The following is a 23,729-nucleotide window of genomic DNA, read 5'->3' as shown; positions in this document are numbered from 1 at the left end:
GCCGCTCCTAGTTCCCGGCTTCGATTGTTTCCGGGCCTTTCAACGTCAGCTGTGGGCGGTCATCGCGTGCTCCTGCCGCCCAGTGAGAACACCTCCAATCTTACGGCGGCAATCGGGAAAAAGCGCAGGAATCAGCGGTATTTCAGGGGCGCCTGCCGGGGGAGCGGTGCCCACCGTGGCACGATAGATCACGATGAAACTGCGCGCTGATCAGACCGGAAACCGTGGCCTCCCGATGCCCCTTTGGCTACAGGGTGGTTTGGAAGCGGCGCAGGCAGCCTTCATTTCGGCCATCGTGGTGGTCCTTCCACTGGTGGGTGTGTGGGCCACCGACGGCTTCCAGGACCGTAACGTCGACTCGCTCGCGCGCCTGGCGGGTCAGGCCTGGTTGCTGATTCACGGGGTTCCGTTGGAGTTGGCGCAGGTCAATCTTGGGACAGCCGCCCAGCCGGGCTCCGGCCTGCTGTCCTTGATTCCACTGGGCTTGACGCTCATTCCGTTCCTGCTTGCCTGGCGGGCGGGACGCCGGCTGGCGCGTGCCTCCTACACGGACCAGCTCTGGCAGGCGTTCTTCGGCGCTTTCGTCGTCTACGCCGCGTTCGGTGCCGCCACCGGCTTTGTGTGCCGTACTTCCGAAGTTGTCATCAATCTCTGGCTCGCCATGACGCTCCCGCTGATCTCCTTCGGCCTGGGCATGATCGTAGGTGCCCGACGTGAGGCAGGCTCGTGGAGCCGCCTGATCGGCGTCGACGCCGTTGCCTGGCTCGCCAAGACCAGCCAGCATTCGCGCTGGGCGGGGTCCTATGTGGGATCGGCCCTGAAGGCCGGTTTCGTGGCTGCCATGGCCGCAGTGTGTTTGGCGGCGCTGCTGCTGGCAGTGACCATCGTCTGGCATTGGACGGACATCATCGCCGTCTACGAAGGACTGCAAGCCGGCGCGTTGGGCGGTGCCGTGCTCACCATCGCCCAGCTCGGATTCTTGCCGAACCTGGTGATTTTCGCCTTGGCGTGGTCCTCCGGCGCTGGTTTCTCCCTCGGTGTTGGCTCCACGGCAGGCCCACTTGGCACCGCTGTTGGACCGCTTCCCGCCGTCCCCATTCTCGGCAGCCTCCCCGCGGGTCAGCTGGACGCCGGGGCCATGGCGCTCGCGTTGCCAGTGGTTGCCGGCATCCTGGCAGGCTGGTGGTTCCTACGCGAAGGCGAGAACCATTTTGACGAGTGGCTCTCCATCAAGATCAAAGCCCGCTGGTTCACGGCCACCGTCTCAACCCTGTTCCTGGGCGCCTTCATCGGTGCTGTGGCGGGTCTGCTTGGCGGTGCCTTGGCGTGGATCGCGCGCGGTTCGGCGGGCATTGGCCGGCTCACGGAAATCGGACCCCACCCCCTGTGGACGGCGGTCTGGCTGGCCGCGGAGGTGGGCATCGGCGTCGTGATTGGCTACGCAGTGGGGCCGTGGCTGGAACGTCGCCAGAAGCTGCGCGAGGCGAACCTGGACGAAGCAGCGTACGACGACGAACACGCCTAAGCGGGTCTGTTGACTCAGCGCTGGGCTACCTGAGCGGTCCCGGCATCGAGTTCTCGAGTTGCGTGAGGCACTGCGTCTTGGCGGACTCCGTGAGTGCCCCGCGTGAGCAGTCCTGGTACGTGCTGACCTGGTTGAAGAAGAGCGCGGATGTCAGGATCAGCAGGCACATCACGGCCGTGACGATCAGCCCGGAGATGGTCCCGAAGAGAATTAGCCGCGGGTGCTTGTACTTCAACGTCCGCACCAGCACCACAACGCCCAACACCAAGCCTGCGAGTGTCAGAATCGCGCTCAACCACACATAGTTCACGTTCAGGGAGAAGACGAAGAACGCGCCCAAGGCCGACAAAAGGAATGCTCGGAACAAGATTTGGGTCACGCCGAGGGCGGACTTTTCGGCCTCGGAGCGGGGTTGCTGGCTCGGCTTGGGACCGGCGTCGGGATTCATGTTTTCCAGCCTACGCGAGCCGCCCATAAGCTAGTGCAATGCGCATTGTTGTCCTTGTCTCCGGTACCGGTTCCAATCTTCAGGCTGTTATCGACGCCGTGAAGTCGGGTGAGCTGGATGTCGAGATCGCCGCTGTGGGGGCTGACCGGCCCGACACTTACGGCGTGGAGCGGTCCGACGAAGCCGGCATCGAGACTTTCGTGGTCAACTTCAACTCGTTTGAAACCCGGGCGGAGTGGGATTCTGCGTTGCGGGACAAGGTCCTTTCCTACAACCCGGATGTTGTGGTGTCCTCCGGGTTCATGAGGATCGTGAGCGCTGACTTCATCGAAGCTTTCGGCGGCAAGTACGTCAACACGCACCCGGCCCTGCTCCCGTCCTTCCCGGGCGCTCACGGAGTCCGCGACGCCATGGCCTACGGCGTGAAGGTCACCGGCTGCACGGTCCACTGGGCCGACGCCGGCGTAGACACGGGGCCCATCATTGCGCAGGAAGCCGTTGCTGTTCTTCCCGAGGACTCCGAGGAGTCCCTGCACGAACGCATCAAGGTAGTGGAACGCCGACTGCTGGTCCAGACCCTCGCGGACCTCGCCGCCGCTCCACACTAGCCGCTTACTCGAGGACGCGCTGCTTCGTTTCCGGGGCAAAGAACGCCATCCACAGCACGGAGAGCAGCACCAGGCCACCTGCCATCGCGAACGACTGCGCCAGCCCGAACTCCGGCCAGAAGAACGAGGCAAACACCAACGGCCCGAAGCCTGCGCCGATGCGGGAGAACGTCGACGCCCAGCCGAAGCCTGAGCCACGCAGTTCCGTGGGGTACAGCTCGGAGACGTAGGCGTACAAGACGGGGATGGCCACCTGGACCACGAACCCGAACACCAGCAACCAAAATACGGCAGCCGAGGGCACATCCACCACGAATGCCACGATCACCAGCGTCAGTGCGGACAGCGGGCCGGTGATGGCCAGGATCCACTTGCGGCCAACCCGTTCCACCAGGAGCGCTGCAACCACCACACCCAAAAGTCCGACGGCGGCCATGCTCGCCGTCGTCACGAACGCCTTGTACTCCTCGAAACCGGCACCGATGAGAATGCGGGGCATCCACGTGAGCGACAAGTAGTAGACCAAGAGAATGCTGAAGAACAGGGCCCAGGCCGCGGTGGTGATCTTCCAGTTGAACTGCCAAATCCGCTGCAGCTGCGTCCATGCACTGCCGGCGGAGAGACGGGGAGCAGCCTGCGGTTCGGGCAAGCTATAGGCCCGCGGTTCAGCTCCGGTTGCTTCCACCAGACGGTCAATCACCGCCGCTGCTTCAGCTCGGCGGCCCTTGCGGATCAGGAACAGAGGGGACTCAGGAACCGAACGGCGCACCCAGAACACGAGCAGCGCGGGCAGCACCATGATCAGCATGGTGAGTCGCCAGTCACCGAAGGCAGCCACCAGCCCGGCGGAGATGAAACCACAGAGAGCGGCCCCGATCGGCCACCACCCGTCCATGGCCGTGAGCACCTTGCCCCGTTGCTTGCGGGGCGTGAACTCTCCCACCAGTGCGTAGTCCACAGGGATGCAGCCGCCCAGACCGAAACCGGCCATGAATCGGAAGATGCAGAACCACACGATGTCCGGGGCAAACGCGCCGAAGACGGTGAAGATGCTGAAGATCAGGAGGGTGGCGGTGAAGGCTTTCTTTCGCCCGATGGTGTCGGCGATGGTGCCCCATGCGAACGCACCCACAGCCATGCCGATCAGGTTGGCCGTCCCGATCCACGCAGCGTCAGCGGGCTGGAGGGACCAGTGCTTGGACAGCAACGGAATCAGGATGCCGTTGAGCGTCACATCCCAGGCATCGAACATGAACCCGAGCCCACCGATCAGGAAAATCCTGCCTTGGACCTTCCACCGCCATGGCAGTTCCTGCACAACTTGTTCGCCGCTGGGCACGGCTGTGTATGTATTCATTTGCCCTCCTGCATGCAACTTTATGCGCTGGGGCTCTGCCTTCCGGACGCGTTACTTCTGGTTCTCGATGGCCCTGCGCAGGAATCCGCCGGCTTCTTCCAGGGCACCCTTGGCCTGACCAGCGTCGATGCCCGTCAGGAGCACCAGAATGGCAGCCTTGACGGACCCACCCACTGAGTCCAGGGCAGTCGCGGCTTCCTGGGCCGACACACCGGTTGCGTGCTGAACCGTCCGCTGCGAGCGGGCCAGCAGCTTCTCATTCGTGGCCCGTAGATCCACCATGAGGTTCCCGTAGGTCTTGCCGAGCTTCACCATCACCAAGGTGCTGATCATGTTGAGGACAAGTTTCTGTGCCGTGCCCGAATTCAGCCTGGTTGAACCCGCGATGAACTCCGGACCCACCACAACCTCGATCGCGGCATCAGCCACGTGACTCACGGCCGAGCCCTCGTTGCACGCCAGCGACGCCGTGAACGCACCACGTTTCCGGGCCTCTTCCAGGGCGCCGATCACGTACGGTGTCCGGCCAGAGGCAGTAATACCAACGACGGCGTCCGCTTCCGACACGTTGATATCGTGCAGATCCCGCGCGCCGGCGGTTGCGTTGTCCTCGGCGTACTCCACCGGTTTCTGGATCGCCTGAACGCCGCCCGCGATAAGTCCGACGACGAGTCCCGGCGGGGTGCCAAACGTCGGCGGGCACTCGCTGGCGTCCAGCACTCCGAGTCGCCCGGCCGTTCCGGCTCCAACATACAGAAGGCGGCCACCGCGCTGGAGTCGCTCCGCAACGGCGTCGACCGTTTGGACAATCGCTGGACTCGCAGCCTCAACCGCAGCGTGCACTCCTGCACTGTGGGCGAGCATGGCTGCAACGAGTTCCTCAGTGCCAAGGATGTCCAGGTTTTCGAGGCCCTCGGCAGTGGCCTCGGTCTGCAACCCGGCGAGTTCCGTGCGGAGGCCAGCGAGTTTGTCAGCGTCAGTCGGGCCAGTTTGTGCCGTCACGGTGGATGTACCTTTCCTGGATGAGCCCGCGGCGCGTCGCAGCGAGGGCAGCACCGTCCAAGCCATCGCCGAGCGGGGCCACCACCTCAATCCCAGCCGAAGCGAGGGACTTCCGCAAGAGCGCGGCGAAGAAGTCCGATCCCACCACTCCGCCCAGCATCGCCACGCGGGGCGTACCTGGTTCGGTGCCGCTCGCGCGCTTAACGGTATTGGTCAGGATGCGGCACGCCTCACCGATGATGTTGCGCGCGACGGCGTCACCCGCCTCGGCTGCGTGCAGAACCAACGGCGCGAAACGGGCCATCGCCCGGTAGGGGTTCTCCGACGCCGCGAGCCAGCCCGGCAGCATTTCGGGCGACTCGACCAGTGCGCCGGCCGCAGCCGACAACGACGTTGCAGGGCCGCCGTCGTGCGCTTCAAGAACGGCCTGCAGACCTTGCTGGCCGATCCATCGGCCGCTGCCGCGATCTCCAAGGTAGGGTCCCCAGCCGTCGGCGCGGTGGAGGACGCCGGCGTCATCGAAGCGGAAGGCCACCGCGCCGGTGCCCACAATCAGGGTGGTGCCGGGGGCGCCCTGGAGCGCGCCGAGTTGCGCGGCCGTGGCATCGGAGAGGACCGCTGCGGGGACGCTGAACCGTTGGGACAGCATAGTGGCGAGTTCCTGCGACTTCTCGGCAGAGGCTTCAACGCCGGCCACTGCTGCGCCAATGCCGGTGATTCCGCTCAACGGGAGGCCGGGCGGCAGCAGACTGACGGTCTCAAGCAGGAGGTCGAACGCGAGGGTGGGTCCGTTATCCACGTGCACGCCAGGGAAGCCGTGCTGGTCTGCGGCGCCCAGCAACTCATCGCCTCTGCGCAACTCCACGCGGCAGCGGCTCTTTCCTACATCGGCAACAAGTACCACATCGTTGGAGGCTTCCATGGCTCAACCCTATGTTGTGGGGCCTGGTGTGCGTGTTTGGTTGGTGGTGTGGGGCGCAGAGTGGGCCCCGCATGTTCTGGGTGCTGTGTTGTGGGGTCTGGTGTGCGTGTTTGGTTGGTGGTGTGGGGCGCAGAATGGGCCCCGTATGTTCTGGGTGCTGTGTTGTGGGGCCTGGTGTGCGTGTTTGGTTGGTGGTGTGGGGCGCAGAGTGGGCCCCGTAAGTCTGTGGAGGAACAGTCAGGGGCGCCTCAGAAGGCGATTTCTGTGGATAACCGAATGTCGTTCTGCGTTTCGGGCAAGCATTGTCCAATGCGGAAGATCACCCCTTTGCCAACTGACCTCGACCCCCAAGGCTTTCTCGTCGCCGACGCCTACTCTTCCGGGGTGCCACGGTGGCGACTCCAGACGAAAGACCTTGTGACGCCGAGTCGTGGCATCCGCATCGCCAGGTCAAACGAATGCGACCTCGAACTGCTCGGGCGGCTGCACACCGCTGTCACTCCACGCTGTGCAGTCAGCCACGTCACCGCAGCATTGTTGTGGTCCATGCCCCTCCCCGTCTACCTCGCGGACGAGGGCAACGGCGGGGTAATCCACGTGACCCGTCGGCAAGAGATCGGGAGGGTCAAACGTCGTGGAGTGATAGGACATCGGGCTCCGCTGCTTGCTCGGGACGTTCGTGTCTTAAACGGAGTTCAACTGACATCGCCGGAATGGACGTGGGTGGATCTGGCCAGGCACATGGGGAGGTCGTCGCTCGTGGCAGCTGGCGATTCATTGCTCGCGAGGGATAGTCCGTTGTCCTCAATCGAAGCCATCCAGGAAGTTGTTGACCGGCGCCCGAAGGTCAAGGGAATCCGGATGGCCCGGGAAATTCTGCCCCTGTTGCGCTCAGGCGTAGATTCGCCGCAGGAGTCGAGGTTGCGTCTGAAAATAGTCGACGCCGGGCTACCGGAGCCAGCTGTCACCCAGCCGATTCTCGACGATCATGGCCGTTACATCTCAACGCCTGACCTCCAGTACAAGGGGTACAAAATCGCCATGGAATACGAGGGCGATCATCATCGCTCCGACCCCGTGCAATGGGGCAAGGACATCGAACGCGACGACCGACTACGCGCCCTGGGGTGGATCGTCCTGAGATTCACCGATGTCCAGATGAAGGGTGGGTGGGCCAATGCCGAGCGGAAAGTGCGCGACGCTTTGACGTCGCGCGGGTGGCGAGGGCCGTCGTCGTAGTTTTGGCCTCGTGCGAGTTGTGGGGCATGGTGTGCGCCCCTGACGCCCGGGGTGGGGCGCAGAGTGGGCCTGGCAACGTAGGGGGGCGAGTTGTGGGGCCTGGTGTGCGTCCTTCGCGACCGAAAAGGCACGCAGAGTGGGCCCCGCAGCGCAGGGGGGGGGCGAGTTGTGGGGCCTGGTGTGCGTTCCTCGAGCCCGGGGTCGGGCGCAGAGTGGGCCTGGCAGCGCAGGGGGGGCGAGTTGTGGGGCCTGGTGTGCGTCCTTCGCGACCGAACAGGCACGCAGAGTGGGCCCCGCAGCGCAGGGGGGGCGAGTTGTGGGGCCTGGTGTGCGTCCCCCGCGCCCGAACAGGCACGCAGAGTGGGCCCCGCAGCGCAGGGGGGCGAGTTGTGGGGCCTGGTGTGCGCCCCCCGCGCCCGAACAGGCACGCAGAGTGGGCCTGGCAACGGAGGGGGGCGAGTTGTGGGGCCTGGTGTGCGCCCCTGGCGCACGGGGTGGGGCGCAGAGTGGGCCTGGCAACGCAGGGGGGCGGGTTGTGGGGTCTGGTGTGCGTTCCTCGGGCCTTGGGTGTGGCGCTGAGTGGGCCTGGGAATGGAGGGGGGGGCGGGTTGTGGGGCCTGGTGTGCGCCCCCCGCGACCGAAAAGGCACGTAGAGTGGGCCCCGCAACGCAGGAGCCGCCAAAAGACGCAAAACCGGGCCAACCTCGAAACGCGATAAACTCTCCGTATCCCCACCACCCGCGAAACCACCCGCGATATCTACGCGAACTAAGACGGAGACTTTTGTGAGCTTGACGCAGCTTGACCGTGTTCCCATCCGCCGTGCACTGATCTCGGTTTACGACAAGACGGGACTGGAGGAGCTCGCGAAGGGCCTGCACGCAGCAGGCGTCGCCATTGTTTCCACCGGCTCCACCGCCAAGAAGATCGCCGCCGCAGGCATCCCGGTCAAGGAAGTCGAAGAAGTCACCGGCTCCCCGGAAATGCTGGACGGCCGCGTCAAGACCCTGCACCCGCGCGTGCACGGCGGCATCCTGGCAGACCGTCGCGTCCCGGCGCACATGGAAACCCTTGCCGGCATGGAGATTGAAACCTTCGACCTCGTGGTGGTGAACCTCTACCCGTTCGTGGAGACTGTGAAGTCCGGCGCAGCGCAGGATGACGTGGTGGAGCAGATCGACATCGGAGGCCCAGCCATGGTGCGTTCGGCCGCGAAGAACCACGCCGCCGTCGCCATTGTTACGGACCCGCACTTCTACGGCGCAGTTGTGGACGCCGCTGCTCACGGCGGTTTTGACCTGAACACCCGCCGCCGCCTGGCCGCCAAGGCTTTCGCGCACACGGCCAGCTACGACAATGCTGTTGCTTCCTGGACTGCCAGCCAGTTCCTGGACGAAGACGGCGACGGCATCATTGACTGGCCCGCCTACGCAGGTCTTGCACTGGAGCGCTCCGAGGTTCTCCGCTACGGCGAAAACCCGCACCAGCAGGCCGCGCTCTACGTGGACAAGGCTGCCCCGGCCGGCATCGCCCAGGCGGACCAGCTGCACGGCAAGGCCATGAGCTACAACAACTTCGTCGACGCCGATGCCGCCCTCCGCGCTGCTTTCGACTTCGCCGATCCCGCTGTCGCGATCATCAAGCACGCCAACCCGTGCGGTGTGGCTGTGGGTTCCGCCGACGCTGCCGACCCGATCGCTGACGCCCACGCCAAGGCCCACGCCTGCGATCCTGTCTCCGCGTTCGGCGGCGTGATTGCTGCCAACCGCACCGTCACCGCCGGCATGGCCCGCACGGTTGCCGACATCTTCACTGAGGTTGTCATCGCCCCGGACTTCGAGCCTGAAGCCGTGGAGATCCTTTCCAAGAAGAAGAACATCCGCCTCCTTGCCCTGCCCGAGGGCTACGGCCGCTACCCCTCCGAGATGCGCCAGGTTTCCGGTGGCGTCCTGGTCCAGATGAGCGACAAGGTGGACGCCGACGGCGACAACCCCGCCAACTGGACCCTCGCAGCCGGTGAAGCCGCTGACGAAGCAACCCTCGCTGATCTCGCTTTCGCCTGGACCGCTTGCCGCGCGGCAAAGTCCAACGCCATCCTGATCGCCAACCACGGTGCAGCCGTGGGCATCGGCATGGGCCAGGTCAACCGCCTGGACTCCTGCCGCCTGGCCGTGGAGCGCGCCAACACGCTGGGCGTGACGGTGGAGTCCGACGTCGAAGGTGCTGGCGGCGCATCCAACACCAGCGGTGGGGACGCACCTGAGCGCGCACGTGGCGCCGTTGCATCCTCGGACGCGTTCTTCCCGTTCGCTGACGGCCTGGAGATCCTGATCAATGCCGGTGTCCGCGCCGTGGTCCAGCCTGGTGGTTCGGTCCGAGACGAGGAAGTCATCGCCGCAGCCAACGCTGCCGGCATCACGATGTACTTCACCGGCGCACGCCACTTCTTCCACTAAAGACAAGAACTAAAGCACAACGAAACGGCGGCCGCCCCCGGGAGGGGACGGCCGCCGTCGTAGTTAACAGGGACGTGCTAAATCGGTTACGAAGCCGATGCGGTGTTGTAGGTGGACTGGATCACGGTGCCCCAGTACGGGCCGTACATGGTGGTGGAGTTGCTGCCGTAGCCGTAGCTGTTCACGGAGTTCTGGTAGCCGGAGGAGCTGTTGCCGATGAACCACGGACCGCCTGAGGAACCACCGGTCATGTTGCAGGGGATTCCCTGGGTGGCGAACTGCGGGTTGTAGGGATCGTTGGTGGCGGTGCCGGAGCAGCTCTTGAGCGATTCACCGTTGAAGGGCGAGCCTGCCGGGTAGCCGAACGACTTGTAGCTCAGGCCGCGGGCAGCGTTGAACTGGACGCCGGAGGAACCAACAACGTCTGCGAGCTTCTGGCCGTTGAGGGTGTTCATGACAGCGAAGGCGGTGTCGTACTGCATGTTGCCGTTGGAGGCCCACTGGGTGGGGGCGTACAGCGCCTTTGCCGTCCACTTCCCGTAGGGTGCTGCGCCGTTGAGGTACGCGGGGACAAAGACGAAGTTGGTGGCGTACGCGCCTGGACCTTCATTGAGGCAGTGGCCAGCGGTGGAGACGGTGCTCTTGTTGGCCGAGGTCACGGAGTTGCCGGAGCAAACGTAGTTGGCGCCGCCCAGGGTGAAGAAGATTTTGCCGATGTGCTTGACGGGCGTTTCGCTCTGGTTGACCTTCAGGTTGATGGCCTTGGAATCGGGGGCTGCCTGCTGGCCGGCGATGCTGCTGACGGCGCCCGGGGCTTCGGTGACCGGGGCTTTGCCGAGGTTGAGGAGCTTGCCGCGTTCCAGTGCCTTGGCGGCGAGGATTTCGCCGGACTTGGCTTCCTTCATGCGGTCCGGCGTCCAGTAGTCTGCAGCGCCGGCGTCCGACACTACATGGCTGCTGACCGCAGCGCCGCTGGAGTCTGCGTTGTTTGCCGGTGCAGCGTTGGCGCTGGTGGTTCCAACCAGCGCCAGGATTGCGGCAGCGGACAGACTCAGCAGGCTTGTGGCCAGGGTCTTGGTTTTTGTCACGTTGTTCCTACCTATCGAGGGAGTGAGGCGGCCAGTGATGGCGACCGCCGACTGACGAGATTGAAGGTACCCAACGTATGACAACTTTGTAAAGAGATGTTTCATAGTTTGTGATATTTTGCTGTCACTTCTTGTTGAGCTACTGAAGGGGGCGTACGACGGCGGTCGGCAGCGGCGGCGGACGGGCCGCCGTCGGGCGTAAATCGCTTTCCCGGACGGTAACGCTGGGAGTGATCCCGGACACGAAGAGACGTCAAAACGGCCTGCTCGGGTAAGTTAGAGATGTTGAAATCTGCAGACTTTCAGGGAGAACCCCGCCAATGGCCAAGATTATCTATACCCACACAGACGAAGCGCCGATGCTGGCAACCTACTCATTCCTGCCGATTGTGGAAGCGTATGCCTCAACCGCAGGTGTAGAGGTGGAGACCCGCGACATTTCGCTGGCCGGCCGCATCATCGCCGTCTTCGGCGATTTCCTGACCGAAGAGCAGCGCACGGGCAACGCCCTTGCCGAACTTGGTGAACTGGCAAAGCAGCCGGAAGCCAACATCATCAAGCTGCCCAACATCAGCGCCTCCGTTCCGCAGCTCAAGGCTGCCATCGCCGAGCTCCAGGCCCAGGGCTACGCCCTCCCGGACTACCCGGACAACCCCTCCTCGGACACCGAGACGGACATCCGCTCGCGCTACGACAAAATCAAGGGCTCCGCTGTGAACCCGGTGCTGCGCGAAGGCAACTCGGACCGCCGCGCGCCCCTGTCCGTGAAGAACTACGCCCGCCAGAACCCGCACTCCATGGGTGCCTGGACGGCCGAGTCCAAGACCAACGTTGCCACCATGGGCGAGAACGACTTCCGCTCCAACGAGAAGTCCGTTGTCCTGAAGGCCGACGATTCCCTGAGCGTCCAGCTGGTCCGCGAAGACGGCACCACCAAGGTCCTCAAGAAGGACTTCCCCGTCCTGGCCGGCGAAGTTGTGGATGCTACCGTCCTGCGCGCCGACGCCCTGGACGAGTTCCTCAAGGCACAGGTTGCCCGTGCCAAGGAAGAGGGCATCCTCTTCTCCGCACACCTGAAGGCCACCATGATGAAGGTCTCCGATCCCATCATCTTCGGCCACGTGGTCAAGGCTTACTTCTCCGAGCTGTTCGACACCTACGGCAAGCAGCTCGCAGCCGCAGGCATCAGCCCGAACAACGGCCTCGCTGCCATCCTCAGCGGCCTGGAAGAGCTGCCGGAAGACGTCCGCGAAGGCGTCAAGGCAGCCATCACCAAGGGCCTCGAAGACGGTCCCGCCCTGGCCATGGTTGACTCGGACAAGGGCATCACCAGCCTGCACGTCCCGTCGGACATCATTGTTGACGCTTCCATGCCGGCCATGATCCGCTCTTCCGGCCACATGTGGGGCCCGGACGGCAAGGAAGCCGACACCCTGGCTGTGATCCCGGACAGCTCCTACGCCGGCATCTACCAGGTTGTCCTGGATGACTGCCGTGCCAACGGTGCGTTCGACCCCACCACCATGGGCACCGTTCCCAACGTGGGCCTCATGGCGCAGGCAGCCGAAGAATACGGCAGCCACGACAAGACCTTCGAGATCCAGGCAGCCGGCACCGTTCAGCTGGTGGACAGCAAGGGCAACGTCCTCACCGAGCACCAGGTCTTCCCGGGCGACATCTGGCGCGCATGCCAGACCAAGGATGTCCCGGTCCGCGATTGGGTCAAGCTGGCCGTTACCCGTGCCCGCGCATCCCAGACTCCGGCTGTGTTCTGGCTGGACGAGACCCGCGCCCACGATGCCAACCTCATCGCCAAGGTCAACGAGTACCTCAAGGAACACGACACCGAAGGCCTGGAGATCAAGATCCTTTCCCCGGTCGAGGCCACGGCCTTCACCTTGGAGCGCATCCGCAAGGGTGAGGACACCATCTCCGTCACCGGTAACGTCCTCCGCGACTACCTCACGGACCTGTTCCCGATCCTCGAGCTCGGCACCAGCGCCAAGATGCTCTCCATCGTTCCGCTGATCAACGGTGGCGGCCTGTTCGAGACCGGCGCCGGTGGTTCCGCTCCCAAGCACGTCCAGCAGCTGGTCAAGGAAAACCACCTCCGCTGGGACAGCTTGGGCGAGTTCCTTGCCTTGGCCGTCAGCTTCGAGCACCTTGCCACCACCACGGGCAACGCCCGCGCACAGGTCCTGGCTGACACGCTGGACCGCGCAACGGGTACGTTCCTGCTGGAAAACAAGTCCCCGCGCCGCAGCGTTGGCGAGCTGGACAACCGCGGCAGCCACTTCTACCTGGCCACGTACTGGGCCCAGGAACTGGCAAAGCAGAGCGAAGATGCAGAGCTGGCCAAGGACTTCGCAGCCATCGCGGAAGCCCTGACCTCCAACGAGGAAACAATCGTCGGTGAGCTGGCCGCAGTCCAGGGTCCCGCCGTCGAGCTGGGCGGTTACTACCGTCCGGACGCCGCCAAGGCCGCTGAGATCATGCGCCCGTCGGCTACGTTCAACAAGGTCCTCGAGACCCTGAAGAAGTAGTCACGGCATAGCAAACTGGCCCGCAGGCATTGCCTGCGGGCCAGTTGCTTTAAGTATTGATTTAGCGCTCCGCGTGGAACCGATCCGGTGCCACGCCGCCGTCGACGATGTCCTTCAGCACCCGGCCAATGGCGGGCGTGAACTTGAATCCGTGACCGGAGAAACCCGCGCCCACCACCAGCGGACCGAAGCGGTCCAGCACAAAATCCTCAGTGGGCGTGGTGGTGTAGGTGCAGCTGATGGGAACCGCCGTGGAAGGGTCGACGCCGGGAAGCCACTCTTCCGCGTACCGCACCAATGCTTCCATCTGGTGGGGGATGGGCTCAAAAGTGCGCTCGTCGGGATCCATGACGGGGCCGACGCCGTGCCAGCCAGCTTTGACGCCTTCGCCGGGGGTGAGCATTCCGTAAACGGGGCTGTACCAGTACTCGTAGAGTTCGTTGTTCGGGTCGGGGTCCGGATTGTGGTTGAAGCTCGGCCAGACCAGCGTGTTGTCCGTTGGGGTGAAGTGCGCGGGCTGCTCCTGGGTCACCACAAGTGCCGGCAGTTTGGCGAGGTCTTTGAGGACCTTGGGTGTCCATGCGCCGGCCGTCACCACCACACGGTTCGCCGTGTATTCGGTTTCCTCCGTCACCACAACTACCGATTCAGCGCCATCGATGCGGATGTCCCGGACCGGCGTGGAGTATTTGAAGATGGCGCCGTGCGACTCCGCAGACTTACGGAGTGCCACCAAAGCATCAGCTGAGCGGATCCGGCCGGAGCCTGGAACAAACAGGACGTCGGTGGCAAAGTTCATGCCTTGCCAGCGGTTGGCGGCTTCGTCGGCCGAAATGAAGTAGCTCTCGATGCCCCGTGCCTCGTGCGCTTCCCGGACCTCTCGAAGGCGGGGGACGTTGCCGTGGTTGGCCAGCCCCACCAAGTCCAGGAGCGGCGCACCGTTCTCGGCCGCGAGTTCGTCCCACAGCGTCTTGGACTCAGCCAGGAGGTCAAGGTAGTCGGCCTCCGCGTACGCGGTGTTGAAGTTGCGGGTGGCGCCGTGCGAAGCGCCGATGTGGTGGCCTGCCTCGAACTGCTCCAGCAGGACCACGGAGCGGCCGGACCGGGCCAGTTGCCAGGCGGCAGCCGATCCCATGGCTCCTCCGCCAACAACTACAACGTCAACCTGCATGCCTGCTCCGTCCACCGTGACCCTCGTAAAAAGCGACCCCCGAAACAGGGCCACCTCCCATTCTGCCCCCATTCACCAAACTGGTTGGGTCCGCCAGTCCGGGTTACGCAGCCAGGCGCCGTCGAATCCACGCGGAGAACTGGTCCACCACGATGATCAGCACCAGCACTATCAGGATGTGCGTCAGCATGGAGTCGAACTGGAACGACTTGATGGACTGGTTGATCAAGAGCCCGATGCCACCGGCTCCCACCAGGCCCAGGACCAGAGACGAGCGCACATTGACGTCGAAGCGGTAGAGCAGCAGGCCCACGAATTGAGGGACGACCATGGGCAGCGTGGCATTGGCTACCTGCTGGATCCTGTTTGCGCCCGCAGTCCGGAGTGCCTCCTGCGGTCCGGCATCGATCTCCTCCATCGACTCGGCCCAGAGTTTGCCCATCACACCGGTGTTGTGGCAGATCAGCGCGAGCACGCCCGCGAACGGTCCAAGTCCCACGGCGGTGACGAAGATCAGTGCGAACACGATGTCCGGCACGGCCCGGAAAAACGACAAGACAGAACGCGCCACCTGATAAACCAAACGGTGCGGGCTGGTGTTCTCCGCTGCCAGCGCCGCGAGCAACAGGGCGAACGGCACGGACAGCGTGGTCCCCAACAGGCCAATCCACAGGGTCACCAGGGTGGCTTCCAACCCAGGCCGGATGGTCTTCTCCCAGCTGAGGTCCGGTGGGAAGGCATCACCGATAAATGCAGCCATGCCCTTCCAACCGTCCACGAGCAGCTCGGGTTTGAAGTCCGTGCCTTCGATGGCCACGGCGTGAAGGCCGACGACGGCGGCAGCCACTGCCGTCGTCGTGATCCACCGCAGCGGCTTCTTGGGGCGGACAAGTGCCACGCGGCTTTTTGCGGTTGTGTCCCGGCGTGCGACGGCTGGGGTCAGGGTCTGGGGTGTCATGCTGCAATGTTCCTGTCCGGGGCGTACAGAGTGTCGAGGTGCTGGGCGGTGACTTCTGTGGAGGGAAGGTCGAAGGTCATGGAGCCCTGAAGCAGCCCGATGGACCTGTCCGCGTACCGCAGGGCAAGATCGGGCTGGTGCAGCACCGCAGCCACCGCCAGGCCTTCCGAATGGGCGAGTTCGCGCAGCAGTGCCATGACTTGCTCGGCCGCGTGCGGGTCCAGGGCTGAGACGGGCTCATCGGCCAGTACGACGTCGGCGCGCTGGCACAGCGCCCGGGCTACGGCCACGCGCTGCTGTTGTCCGCCGGAGAGACGGCCGACGCGATCGAAAGCACGGTCTGCCAAACCAACGCGGTCCAGGCAGTCGAGGGCTTCCTGCTGCACGTCCGCAGGGAACAGCATCGGCGTGAGGGACCGGGCCGTGGGGATGCGGGCGAGGGCACCGGCGCAGACATTGTCCAGGGCCGTCCGGCGGGGAACCAGATGAATCTTCTGGAAGATCATGGCCATGCGCTGGCGCGCCTGTTGCAGCTCACGGCCTTGCAGGGAATCCAGCGCCGCCCCATCAATGCTGATGCTGCCCGAATCCGGGGCGGTGATGCCCATGACGCAGCGCAGCGTGGTGGACTTGCCCGAGCCGTTGGCGCCGAGGAAGGCAACAAGCTCACCCGCGGCTACGGAGAAGTCCACTCCCTGAAGGACGGTCCGGCCACTGAAGGACTTGCGTAAGCCGTGGACGGAGAGCAGCATTACAGGTCCTTCTCGGTGAGGCCCATGGTATCGGCGAGTTCGAACAGCGGCGTGTAGTTGTCCTTGGTGACCTCCAGCAGCGGGCCTGGAGGGGTGACGTCCAGGAACTCGCCCACCTTGGCGACGTCAGCGGGATCGAGGCTCAGGAATGCATCCTGGACAGCTTTCTTGAAGGCGGGATCGGCGTCGCCGCGCACAGTGATCGGATCATTGGGGATGGGCTCGGAGGTCCAGACCTGGCGGAAGTCGTCCTTGGCGAAGGTGCCTGCTGCGATTGCTGTGGCCAGCGTCTGTGAGTTAATCTCGGCAGCGTCCACCTTGCCGTTGGTCAAGGCCAACAAGGCCTCGGGGTGGCCGCCGGTGTAGTCCATCTTGAGGTCGGCGTCGGCGATGCCTGCTTCACGAAGGCCGAAGCGGGGAAGGACATCACCCGAGGTGGAACCGACGCTTCCCAACGCCAGCGATTTGCCCTTGAGATCGCCAATGGCCTGAATCGCGCTGTCCTTGGGAACCCAGATCCCGGCGGTGTATGTGCTGAGTTCCTTGTCGGCAGTGCCGAAGGAAACCAGCGGCTCGGCACCGGCCTTGGCATCAGCGAACACATAGCCCAGCGGGCCGAACTGGCCCAGATCCAGCTTGCCGTTGCGCATGGCCAGGACCTCGGCGGCGTAGTCCTCAACCACCTGCACACTGACCGGGCATTGAAGCTTCTTGGAGAGCGCCGCGGCCAGGACGTCGTAGGCGGGCTTGAGTTTGGCCGGGTCCTCGTAGGGCTCAATGCCGAACTTGATCTCGCCATTGGGGCAGGTAGCACTCGTGGCTTCGGGGGAGGACTGTGCCGAGCTGCCACAGGCCGTCAGCGCCAGGGCAGTGGCAAGGGCAAGCGCAGAACCGGTGAAGAGCGAGGTTTTCATGGGGATCCTTATGCGAAGGGAGGGAGGGGAGAAAGGGACATCAGTACAGGTGCGACACGTTGCGGTGTGCCAAGCCGAAGGACAGGGTCATACCGACGCCGGAGGTCACGGACACCACCGTGACGCCGGGCTGGATCTCGCGGACCAGGATCGGTGCCACATCAGAAGACGCATAGACGCCTTGCCAGCGCTGGATGATCTCCAACTGCGTGCCAATCCGGCCCGAGATTTCGGTGTTGAGCGCGGTGGTCACGGACTCGTCCAGGAACGGATCGGCCGTGCGGTGGTAGTGGTGCGAGTCGCCTAGGATCACGGTGCCGTCGGGGCGCTGGGTGAACATGACGTTGGCGCCGATCTCCAGCAGCTCGGGCTGGTTCTCCAGCACCTCGGAGCGGAGCGCGGCAGCGGCAGGCATATCAGTGAACGCCGGGTACCGGAGCATGGACGTTGCGGTGAGGACAGCCGGAGCGAACTCGACGCCCGACGGTTTGGCGGCCAATGACATCTGCAATGCACAACGCTGGATCCGGTGCTCAGCAGCAAGGTCCGGGAACAAGTAGTCCACGTCATGGCCGACGCACACGAACACCTGCCCGGCATGAAGCTCTCCGCGCGACGTCTGGACAGTCACGCCCTGGCTGTCCTGCGCGAAGCCCAGCGCTGCAGTGTTCCAGTGAAGTTCGACGCCGGGCTGCCGGCTGAGCCATTCGGCTAACTTCGCCACTGTGGTGCGGGGATCGACGCGGAGGTCGTCCCGGAGGAAGGCGCCACCTACGAGGCCGGGCCATGCGCCGTGGTGAGTGCCGTCGTCGTGCGTTTTGTCTGCATCGGAGACGGCGGCACCCAAGCGGTCCCGGGTCCCGGCGGGGGAGAGCAGTTCCACTTGGCCCGGCTCGCGGACTGCGGAGAGTTCGTGCAGGACGTTCATTTCGGCTTCCGTGCGGGCCAGGACTACGGCTCCGGCCTCCGAAGCCCAAAAGCCGGCCTGTTGGGCGAACTCGAGCCAGTACTTCCGGGAGGTCAGCGCGAGCTCGTACAGTTCACCGGACTGGGCGGTGATGCAGCAGTGGCCAAAGTTGCGGACGGAGGCGCCTGCGGCGTGGTGATCGCGGTCAATGATGGTGACGGTCAGGCCATTGGCAACAGCGTGTGCGGCATGTGCCAAGCCAACGATGCCAGCGCCGACAATCACGATGTCGGTGGACTGGCCCGCGCTGCTGTTGAACGGTGTGGGGGAGGTGCTTGCGTTGTTCACACCATTGACCTTGGCGGCGAAAACCCGCTGGATCAAGCCAGATTGGCACTTGTATATACAAGTTAATCTGAATTTAACGTCTGTTCATTTGAGTTCACTCCAAGTTCATCTGTGGCCTCTCAAAACCGGTGTTTTCGCCAGAGGTGACTTGTATTATCAACTGGTGAGCACACAGCAGAACGCACCCCTCCATGTCAGGCTGAGCGAGGAATTCATGCGCCGCATCACTGACGGCGAATGGCCGCCGGGCTATCAGCTGCCCAGCGAGGCGGAGCTGTGCAGGGAGTTCGGCACATCGCGCGGCCCCATCCGCCAAGCCTTGGCGTTCCTCCGTTCGGAAGGCGCGGTAACCGGCGGCCGGGGCCGTCCTCCCATGGTCCGATCGTCCGTGCCGTCACAGTCGTTCTCCACGTTCAACTCCTTCACGGAATGGGCCACCGGCATCGGCAAGAAGCCCGGCCAACGGACCCTGGAAGTGGCGCGCCGCGAAGCCAGTCCGGAAGCCGCCGAGGCCCTTGGACTGATGCCGGGAACCACCGTGGTGGAGGTCCTGCGTGTCCGCTACCTGGATCAGGCCCCGGCCATGATCGAACGCACCACGTTCATCCTGGAGGTGGGCCGGAAACTGTTCGACTTCGACACTGACTCCGGGTCCATCTTCGCGTTCCTCAAGGACCAGGGCGTGGACCTGCACAGCGCACGGCACACCATCGACGCCGTGGCGGCCAGCGACGAGGACGCCGAACTCCTGGAACAGCCTGAAGGCATTCCGCTGCTGCGGGAACGCCGCATCACACGCTCCGGCGATGGCCAGCCCCTCGAATACTCCGAGGACCGCTACCTGCCGGCGCTCACAAACTTCACCATCGACAACACCGTGGAACGCAGGGCCGCCCTGGTCCGCATCCACACCGAAGGAGCCACCCCATGATCAAGCTTGTTGCCTGCGATATGGCCGGAACCACCATCGACGAACACGGCGACGTCTACGTTGCCCTGGCCCGCTGCGTTGAAGAGACCGGCGCAGCCACTACCCCGGAAGCTGTGCAGGAATGGATGGGTGCTGACAAGGTGGAGGCCATCACGGCCCTGATTGAAGCCGGTGGGGGAGCGGCTACCCCGGAAGTTGTGGCTGCCGCCTTCGTCCGGTTCAAGGAGTTGCTGGTGGAGTTCTACGACGCCAACCCGCCGGTCGCCTTGGAAGGCGTGGAAGACGCGTTCCGCGCACTCCGCGACCAAGGCATCAAGGTGGCGCTGACCACCGGCTTCTCACGTGACGTCGCCGGTCCCCTTCTGGAGCGGCTGGGTTGGAGCGTCGGCGACGACGACTTGCTGGACGCCGTCGTGTGTTCCGATGAAGTAGCCGCGGGCCGCCCCGCGCCCCATATGATCCACCGGGCCATGGAGCTGACAGGCGTCCAGGATGTCCGTGCCGTGATTGCTGCAGGCGACACCGTGAACGATCTCGCCGCCGCCACCAACGCCGGCGTCACGGCCGTCGGTGTCCTGACGGGCAAGCTGGGCCGCGAAGACCTTGCCGCACACCCGCACCACCACATCCTGGACGGTGTGAAGGACATTCCCGCCTTGATTTCCTAAAGCACCCGCCGGGTTGGCTGTGGGGACGCGGACATGGAAGATTGGAATCCGTGAAATTCCTTCACCCGTCTCCCCAGTCCTCCGCCCGCGGCGTCACCATCCTGCGCGTGGTGTTTGGCGCGCTCATCATGGTTCACGGCTTCCAGAAGCTCATGGCCGGTCATGCTGCGTTCTCCGCCTCGGTTGCTGCCATGGGCGTGCAGAAGCCCGAGGTCGTCGCGTGGCTGGTGATCGCCGGTGAACTGGGCCTCGGCCTGCTGCTGGTCCTTGGTGCCCTGACCCGCGTGGCCGGTTTCCTGGCGGCGATCATGTTCGCCGGGATCTGGTTCGTGACGGAAGCGGGCAAGCCCCTGCTCACGGACAAGGCGGGCGTCACGGCCGAGCTCCTGATCATCTACGCAGCCATCTCCGTGGCCTTCGTGTTCCTTGGTCCTGGCGCGTTGTCGCTGGACCGGAAACTTGCGCGGCAACCGGCCCGCCAGGGGCGTTAACGCAGCTGGGTTAACTCACGACGGCGGCACGCGCCCGGCCGGGTCAACCCGCCGAGCGTACACTAGCCGAGTCTTCAACTCACCGGGCATCGTTGGGGTACCGGATGCCCAGCTGGGACCGCACGCCATCGAACAAGCGCATGACGTTGACGGAGTCCTCCAAGGGCATGACAGGGCTTTCTGTGAGGCCCTGCTGTACGCAGCGCGTCACCTCGCGGAGCTCGTAGGTGTAGCCGATGCCCACCACCTCGAAGCGTTCGTGGCGCGGCTCGTCCCAGCCAACCCGGATCATCAGCTCGCGGGGGTTGTTCACTGAACCCACGGTCTGCAGGAAACCCAGCCCACCGGCAACCGTAGCGGTCCTCGGTCCGTGCGCCAGGAGGGAGGACGTCAGCTGTGCTTGGGCACCGTTGGCGTAGCCAAGCGTCAGTGCGTTCTGAGTGTCCACGCCGTCCTCGTTCAGGGTGCCGATCGCCGTGACTGACTGCGGGAATCCCAACGTTCCCAAAGGCCACAACAATGGGTAGACAGTGAGGTCCAGGAGTGCGCCGCCGCCGTCATTCACAGCCCAGATCCGCGCAGAGGGATCGTACGGTGCCGGGAAGCCGAGGTCGGCGCTGACCCACTGGATCCCGCCGAGCTCCCCGGACGCGGCAATCGCAAAGGCCCGCTGCATGCTGGGCAGGAAGCGGCTCCACACGGCCTCCATGAAGAACACCTTGTTGTCCTTGGCCAGTTTCACCAGCTCGGTGGCTTCACGGGCGTTGATGGTCAACGCCTTCTCACAGAGCACGTGCTTGCCGGCACGCAAGGCGGCAGATGCGATCTGGAAGTGCTGGGCATGGGGAGTTGCCACGTAAATCACGTCCACCGCGGGATCGTCGAACATGCGCTGGTAGCCGGGCACCTCGCCGTCGTCCCCGTATCCCTTGGCGAAGCCAAACGAAGCGGCAAACGCATCCGCGGCAGCCTGGGTCCGGGAACTTACGGCGTACAGCTCGGCGTCTTCCAGCAAGGACAGGTCCTGCGAAACGCTGCTGGCGATGTTGCCCGTGGAGACGACGCCCCACGTCAAACGCCGGCCCGTAGCTGCCCGGGGATCCTGGTTGGTTTGCGAGAAAAGCCACGGCTTGGCGATAGGGAGGGTCATGCGCTTTATCCTCTCATTCCGGCCGCCGCTAGCTGGGAAGTTGCAGCTGCTCCAAGTCAGCCAACGTTCCTGTCGATTCGAACGTCAGCCTGACATTGACGTTGTAGGCGCCAGGCTTGCCGAGGTCCGGTATCCAAATTTCCGCGACCCCGGCGTCATGGTTCGTGGTGGCCAGGATTCTGTAGGCGAGGTTTTCGGCCTTCCAACTTTCGGACACGTCAACGCCATCCAGGGACCACGTGAGGAGCATCGGGACGTGGGCCAGGCCCTCAAGGTCCAGCTTGACCGCTACAGTCCACCCGAGCGGGTCCTTGCCCTGGGTGCCGTCGATGACCAGCACTTCCTCCAGGGCCTTGACCAGTTCTGCTGCCACCTGGGCCGGTGGAAGCAGTTCACCAGCCTCATTGACGGTCACCGGCGGCAGGAGCGCGGGAAGAACTATGAGGGCTCCGGGAACGTAGCCCTCCAACACTTTCTGTTCCTTGACAGCGGTGCGATACTCCTCCGGCGGACGGGAGGTGATCTTGTGTGCCGCGGTGGACGTGCCGGTGGGCGAGCCGGTGGACGTGCCCGTGGACGTGCTCTGGGTGGCGGGAGTTGTCGCAGGAGTCGTGGGAATGGTGGGGGTGACGGTCGCCGTCGAGGTCGCTGGGGAGGACGTGGTGGTTGGCGGAACTGTGCTGTGAGTCGGCTTTTTGCTTCCGGCAGACGCGGCCAGATTCACTGAATACCGCTCGTGGACGGCTGCTGCGGCCGGGCTGAGGGTGAGGTCCTTGCCCAAGTCCGCCGGGGCAAAGGCCGCAAGCGAGGTTTGCTTGACGATGGTCAGCGATTCGATGGTGGCAACATCTTCGGTATTGGGCGGAATGATCCGGTCCCAGAGGGCGATGATGCTGATGAGGGCTGCCGCGATGGCCCCCGCGGTAATGATCCACGTCTTGCCGCGTCGATGCCAGGGAGTCCTTTTCCCTTTTTTCTTGTGAGCGGACACGCCCGCCACCTCCTGCCCTTGCTCACAGATTGCTCCCGCCGCGGAACAGCGTCAACCCTGCCCTGTCAAGTCATACGAATGCCCGGCACAGCGAAAATCCTCGCCTAGGCTTAGGCCATCATCCCTCGCAGAGGTTCTGTGGGGAGTTACCGAAATGGAGCAGGGATGGGTACTTTTCGGCGCGTCATTTTGCCGGTTGCCTGGTTGTTGGTTTTCGCGATTATCGCAGTGGCCCTGGTCAAGATCGCCTTTGTAGATGGCCTCGAATCGTCGGCCGCAGAGCCAGCACCGCTGGCCCAAGTGGACATCCCGGTGGTCCCGGCCACACGTGCCACCGTCACCAATACCGTCCAAATAAAGGGCACCGTTCAGAGTGACGCCGCCCAGACCGTCCGGAGCACCTCCGCCGGCAAGGTCGTCAAGATCTTCGTGGAGCAAGGCGCCACCGTTGCCAAGGGAGATGCCCTGTTCCAAGTCAAGGCGGAACGCGCGGTCACCAGCGCGCCTGCCTCCAAGGACGGCACACCCACCACGCCAAAGCCGGTGTACGACTACTTCGACATCGCCGCTCCGAGCGCAGGAACCTTGCAGCAGTTGACCACGCTGATTGACCAGCAGGTCACGGTGGGCGAAGCCGTGGGCAAGATCGATCCCGGAACGTACACGGTGGCAGGCTCGGTCACCGCGGCCCAGCAATACCGTCTGCTCGGTAAGCCCGGACCGGCGGAAATCGCCTTGGTAGGTGGCCCGGCACCGTTCCAGTGCACCGAAGTAACGCTTAAGAACAACGCATCCGACGACGCCGGCACCACCTCGGGCGGTTTGGCCGCTACCGGCGGAGGTGCCGGCATGGGCGTCGGCGCAGCGCTCGCGGGTCCAGGGGGTGGGAGCCAGCCTGAAGAGGGCGGGACCCCCACGGGAACCCTAAGCTGCGCGATTCCGGCAGGCCCGGAGGTCTTCGCCGGTCTGGGAGCCACCATGACGGTCAGCGCCGGTGTGGCACCCGATGTTGTCACTGTTCCCCTGACCTCGGTAAAGGGCAGCGTGAAGGATGGGATCGTTTGGATCGCCGGTCCGGGAGGAGCGGGCGCAGCGCCCGAGCAACGCACAGTCCAGCTTGGCCTGAACGATGGTTCTGTAGTTGAAGTGACCTCCGGTCTCGCAGAGGGTGAGCAGGTTCTGGAGTTCGTGCCGGGCGCACCGGCCGTCCAGGGCCCCATGGGTCCGGGCCAGGTAGCATTCGCTCCGGCGGGCTGAAGG

The 23,729-nt window shown here is 64.4% G+C and carries 21 protein-coding genes; 9 read left to right on the top strand and 12 right to left on the bottom strand.

Going from position 1 to position 23,729, the window contains the following annotated elements; translation table 11 throughout:
- Positions 1–193: 193 nt before the first annotated feature.
- Positions 194–1,525 (top strand): cell division protein PerM, encoded by a 1,332-nt coding sequence (locus tag BMY91_RS06530; RefSeq protein WP_090820098.1) that lies wholly within the window; start codon positions 194–196, stop codon positions 1,523–1,525.
- Between the two features lie 25 nt (positions 1,526–1,550).
- Here the strand turns inward: BMY91_RS06530 and BMY91_RS06525 are convergent, their stop codons facing one another.
- Complete coding sequence (locus BMY91_RS06525) at positions 1,551–2,000, bottom strand: hypothetical protein (protein ID WP_090820095.1); 450 nt, start codon at positions 1,998–2,000, stop codon at positions 1,551–1,553.
- A gap of 11 nt (positions 2,001–2,011) precedes the next feature.
- Between BMY91_RS06525 and purN the strand changes: the two genes are divergently transcribed.
- Complete coding sequence (purN, locus tag BMY91_RS06520) at positions 2,012–2,581, top strand: phosphoribosylglycinamide formyltransferase (protein ID WP_090820092.1); 570 nt, start codon at positions 2,012–2,014, stop codon at positions 2,579–2,581.
- Positions 2,582–2,585: 4 nt separating this feature from the next.
- Here purN and BMY91_RS06515 read toward each other — a convergent pair whose 3' ends face one another.
- The 3 genes from BMY91_RS06515 to BMY91_RS06505 are packed head-to-tail and all read right to left on the bottom strand — an operon-like array spanning position 2,586 to position 5,862.
- On the bottom strand, positions 2,586–3,938 hold the full coding sequence (locus tag BMY91_RS06515) for an MFS transporter (RefSeq protein WP_090820090.1): 1,353 nt from the start codon (positions 3,936–3,938) through the stop codon (positions 2,586–2,588).
- A gap of 51 nt (positions 3,939–3,989) precedes the next feature.
- Positions 3,990–4,940 carry an N-acetylmuramic acid 6-phosphate etherase gene (gene murQ, locus BMY91_RS06510; RefSeq protein WP_090820086.1) on the bottom strand — a complete coding sequence of 317 codons (951 nt, stop codon included), beginning with the start codon at positions 4,938–4,940 and terminating at the stop codon, positions 3,990–3,992.
- Complete coding sequence (locus BMY91_RS06505) at positions 4,915–5,862, bottom strand: N-acetylglucosamine kinase (protein ID WP_090820084.1); 948 nt, start codon at positions 5,860–5,862, stop codon at positions 4,915–4,917. Before BMY91_RS06505 ends, murQ begins: the two co-directional genes overlap by 26 nt.
- A gap of 309 nt (positions 5,863–6,171) precedes the next feature.
- On the opposite strand from BMY91_RS06505, the gene BMY91_RS06500 reads away from it, so the two are divergent.
- Entirely contained in the window at positions 6,172–7,101 is a 930-nt protein-coding gene (locus tag BMY91_RS06500) for an endonuclease domain-containing protein (RefSeq protein ID WP_175538539.1), read from the top strand.
- A 785-nt stretch (positions 7,102–7,886) separates the two neighbouring features.
- A complete protein-coding gene (purH, locus tag BMY91_RS06495; protein ID WP_090820078.1) occupies positions 7,887–9,557 on the top strand; it encodes a bifunctional phosphoribosylaminoimidazolecarboxamide formyltransferase/IMP cyclohydrolase in 1,671 nt (556 codons plus the stop codon).
- Positions 9,558–9,643: 86 nt separating this feature from the next.
- Here the strand turns inward: purH and BMY91_RS06490 are convergent, their stop codons facing one another.
- Positions 9,644–10,750 carry a trypsin-like serine peptidase gene (locus tag BMY91_RS06490; protein ID WP_090820075.1) on the bottom strand — a complete coding sequence of 369 codons (1,107 nt, stop codon included), beginning with the start codon at positions 10,748–10,750 and terminating at the stop codon, positions 9,644–9,646.
- A gap of 215 nt (positions 10,751–10,965) precedes the next feature.
- On the opposite strand from BMY91_RS06490, the gene BMY91_RS06485 reads away from it, so the two are divergent.
- Positions 10,966–13,188, top strand: coding sequence for an NADP-dependent isocitrate dehydrogenase (locus BMY91_RS06485; RefSeq protein WP_090820072.1), 2,223 nt, complete (start codon positions 10,966–10,968; stop codon positions 13,186–13,188).
- A 61-nt stretch (positions 13,189–13,249) separates the two neighbouring features.
- On the opposite strand, the gene BMY91_RS06480 is transcribed toward BMY91_RS06485, so the two are convergent.
- From BMY91_RS06480 to BMY91_RS06460, 5 genes are all read right to left on the bottom strand, one after another.
- Positions 13,250–14,359 (bottom strand): FAD-dependent oxidoreductase, encoded by a 1,110-nt coding sequence (locus tag BMY91_RS06480; RefSeq protein ID WP_090820070.1) that lies wholly within the window; start codon positions 14,357–14,359, stop codon positions 13,250–13,252.
- Positions 14,360–14,462: 103 nt separating this feature from the next.
- Positions 14,463–15,317, bottom strand: a complete 855-nt coding sequence (gene phnE, locus BMY91_RS06475; protein WP_090820067.1) for a phosphonate ABC transporter, permease protein PhnE — start codon at positions 15,315–15,317, stop codon at positions 14,463–14,465.
- Positions 15,314–16,069, bottom strand: a complete 756-nt coding sequence (locus BMY91_RS06470) for a phosphonate ABC transporter ATP-binding protein (RefSeq protein ID WP_090820064.1) — start codon at positions 16,067–16,069, stop codon at positions 15,314–15,316. Before BMY91_RS06470 ends, phnE begins: the two co-directional genes overlap by 4 nt.
- Entirely contained in the window at positions 16,069–16,983 is a 915-nt protein-coding gene (locus BMY91_RS06465) for a phosphate/phosphite/phosphonate ABC transporter substrate-binding protein (protein WP_090820060.1), read from the bottom strand. The genes BMY91_RS06470 and BMY91_RS06465 overlap by 1 nt, the downstream gene beginning before the upstream one ends.
- 40 nt (positions 16,984–17,023) lie before the next feature.
- The gene (locus BMY91_RS06460) at positions 17,024–18,238 is read right to left on the bottom strand and encodes a TIGR03364 family FAD-dependent oxidoreductase (protein WP_090820685.1); all 1,215 of its coding nucleotides are present in this window, start codon (positions 18,236–18,238) and stop codon (positions 17,024–17,026) included.
- 163 nt (positions 18,239–18,401) lie between these two features.
- Between BMY91_RS06460 and BMY91_RS06455 the strand changes: the two genes are divergently transcribed.
- The 3 genes from BMY91_RS06455 to BMY91_RS06445 are packed head-to-tail and all read left to right on the top strand — an operon-like array spanning position 18,402 to position 20,328.
- Complete coding sequence (locus BMY91_RS06455; RefSeq protein WP_090820683.1) at positions 18,402–19,169, top strand: GntR family transcriptional regulator; 768 nt, start codon at positions 18,402–18,404, stop codon at positions 19,167–19,169.
- Positions 19,166–19,837 carry a phosphonatase-like hydrolase gene (locus BMY91_RS06450; protein ID WP_090820056.1) on the top strand — a complete coding sequence of 224 codons (672 nt, stop codon included), beginning with the start codon at positions 19,166–19,168 and terminating at the stop codon, positions 19,835–19,837. The genes BMY91_RS06455 and BMY91_RS06450 overlap by 4 nt, the downstream gene beginning before the upstream one ends.
- A 50-nt stretch (positions 19,838–19,887) precedes the next feature.
- A complete protein-coding gene (locus tag BMY91_RS06445) occupies positions 19,888–20,328 on the top strand; it encodes a DoxX family protein (protein ID WP_090820681.1) in 441 nt (146 codons plus the stop codon).
- A gap of 79 nt (positions 20,329–20,407) precedes the next feature.
- Here the strand turns inward: BMY91_RS06445 and BMY91_RS06440 are convergent, their stop codons facing one another.
- Both BMY91_RS06440 and BMY91_RS06435 read right to left on the bottom strand, forming a co-directional pair.
- Positions 20,408–21,478, bottom strand: a complete 1,071-nt coding sequence (locus BMY91_RS06440) for a Gfo/Idh/MocA family protein (protein WP_090820053.1) — start codon at positions 21,476–21,478, stop codon at positions 20,408–20,410.
- A 28-nt stretch (positions 21,479–21,506) separates the two neighbouring features.
- Entirely contained in the window at positions 21,507–22,469 is a 963-nt protein-coding gene (locus tag BMY91_RS06435) for a hypothetical protein (protein WP_090820050.1), read from the bottom strand.
- Positions 22,470–22,634: 165 nt separating this feature from the next.
- Here BMY91_RS06435 and BMY91_RS06430 point away from each other — a divergent pair, with 165 nt between their 5' ends.
- The gene (locus BMY91_RS06430) at positions 22,635–23,726 is read left to right on the top strand and encodes an efflux RND transporter periplasmic adaptor subunit (RefSeq protein ID WP_090820047.1); all 1,092 of its coding nucleotides are present in this window, start codon (positions 22,635–22,637) and stop codon (positions 23,724–23,726) included.
- Positions 23,727–23,729: the final 3 nt, after the last annotated feature.

This window comes from Arthrobacter sp. yr096 (assembly GCF_900108925.1).
Lineage (GTDB): Bacteria > Actinomycetota > Actinomycetes > Actinomycetales > Micrococcaceae > Arthrobacter.
The sequence above is the reverse complement of the archived record's forward strand: the minus strand, read 5'-3'. Positions and strand labels throughout refer to the sequence as shown.

Excerpts from the sequence above, each read along its gene's own strand:
- BMY91_RS06485 (WP_090820072.1), top strand. The coding sequence starts at position 10,966 with ATGGCCAAGATTATCTATACCCACACAGACGAAGCGCCGATGCTGGCA.
- BMY91_RS06505 (WP_090820084.1), bottom strand. The coding sequence starts at position 5,862 with ATGGAAGCCTCCAACGATGTGGTACTTGTTGCCGATGTAGGAAAGAGC.
- BMY91_RS06430 (WP_090820047.1), top strand. The coding sequence starts at position 22,635 with ATGGGTACTTTTCGGCGCGTCATTTTGCCGGTTGCCTGGTTGTTGGTT.
- purN (WP_090820092.1), top strand. The coding sequence starts at position 2,012 with ATGCGCATTGTTGTCCTTGTCTCCGGTACCGGTTCCAATCTTCAGGCT.
- BMY91_RS06450 (WP_090820056.1), top strand. The coding sequence starts at position 19,166 with ATGATCAAGCTTGTTGCCTGCGATATGGCCGGAACCACCATCGACGAA.
- BMY91_RS06480 (WP_090820070.1), bottom strand. The coding sequence starts at position 14,359 with ATGCAGGTTGACGTTGTAGTTGTTGGCGGAGGAGCCATGGGATCGGCT.
- BMY91_RS06440 (WP_090820053.1), bottom strand. The coding sequence starts at position 21,478 with ATGACCCTCCCTATCGCCAAGCCGTGGCTTTTCTCGCAAACCAACCAG.
- BMY91_RS06465 (WP_090820060.1), bottom strand. The coding sequence starts at position 16,983 with ATGAAAACCTCGCTCTTCACCGGTTCTGCGCTTGCCCTTGCCACTGCC.
- BMY91_RS06525 (WP_090820095.1), bottom strand. The coding sequence starts at position 2,000 with ATGGGCGGCTCGCGTAGGCTGGAAAACATGAATCCCGACGCCGGTCCC.
- BMY91_RS06470 (WP_090820064.1), bottom strand. The coding sequence starts at position 16,069 with ATGCTGCTCTCCGTCCACGGCTTACGCAAGTCCTTCAGTGGCCGGACC.
- phnE (WP_090820067.1), bottom strand. The coding sequence starts at position 15,317 with ATGACACCCCAGACCCTGACCCCAGCCGTCGCACGCCGGGACACAACC.
- BMY91_RS06515 (WP_090820090.1), bottom strand. The coding sequence starts at position 3,938 with ATGAATACATACACAGCCGTGCCCAGCGGCGAACAAGTTGTGCAGGAA.
- BMY91_RS06500 (WP_175538539.1), top strand. The coding sequence starts at position 6,172 with ATGCGGAAGATCACCCCTTTGCCAACTGACCTCGACCCCCAAGGCTTT.
- BMY91_RS06530 (WP_090820098.1), top strand. The coding sequence starts at position 194 with ATGAAACTGCGCGCTGATCAGACCGGAAACCGTGGCCTCCCGATGCCC.
- BMY91_RS06490 (WP_090820075.1), bottom strand. The coding sequence starts at position 10,750 with ATGAAACATCTCTTTACAAAGTTGTCATACGTTGGGTACCTTCAATCT.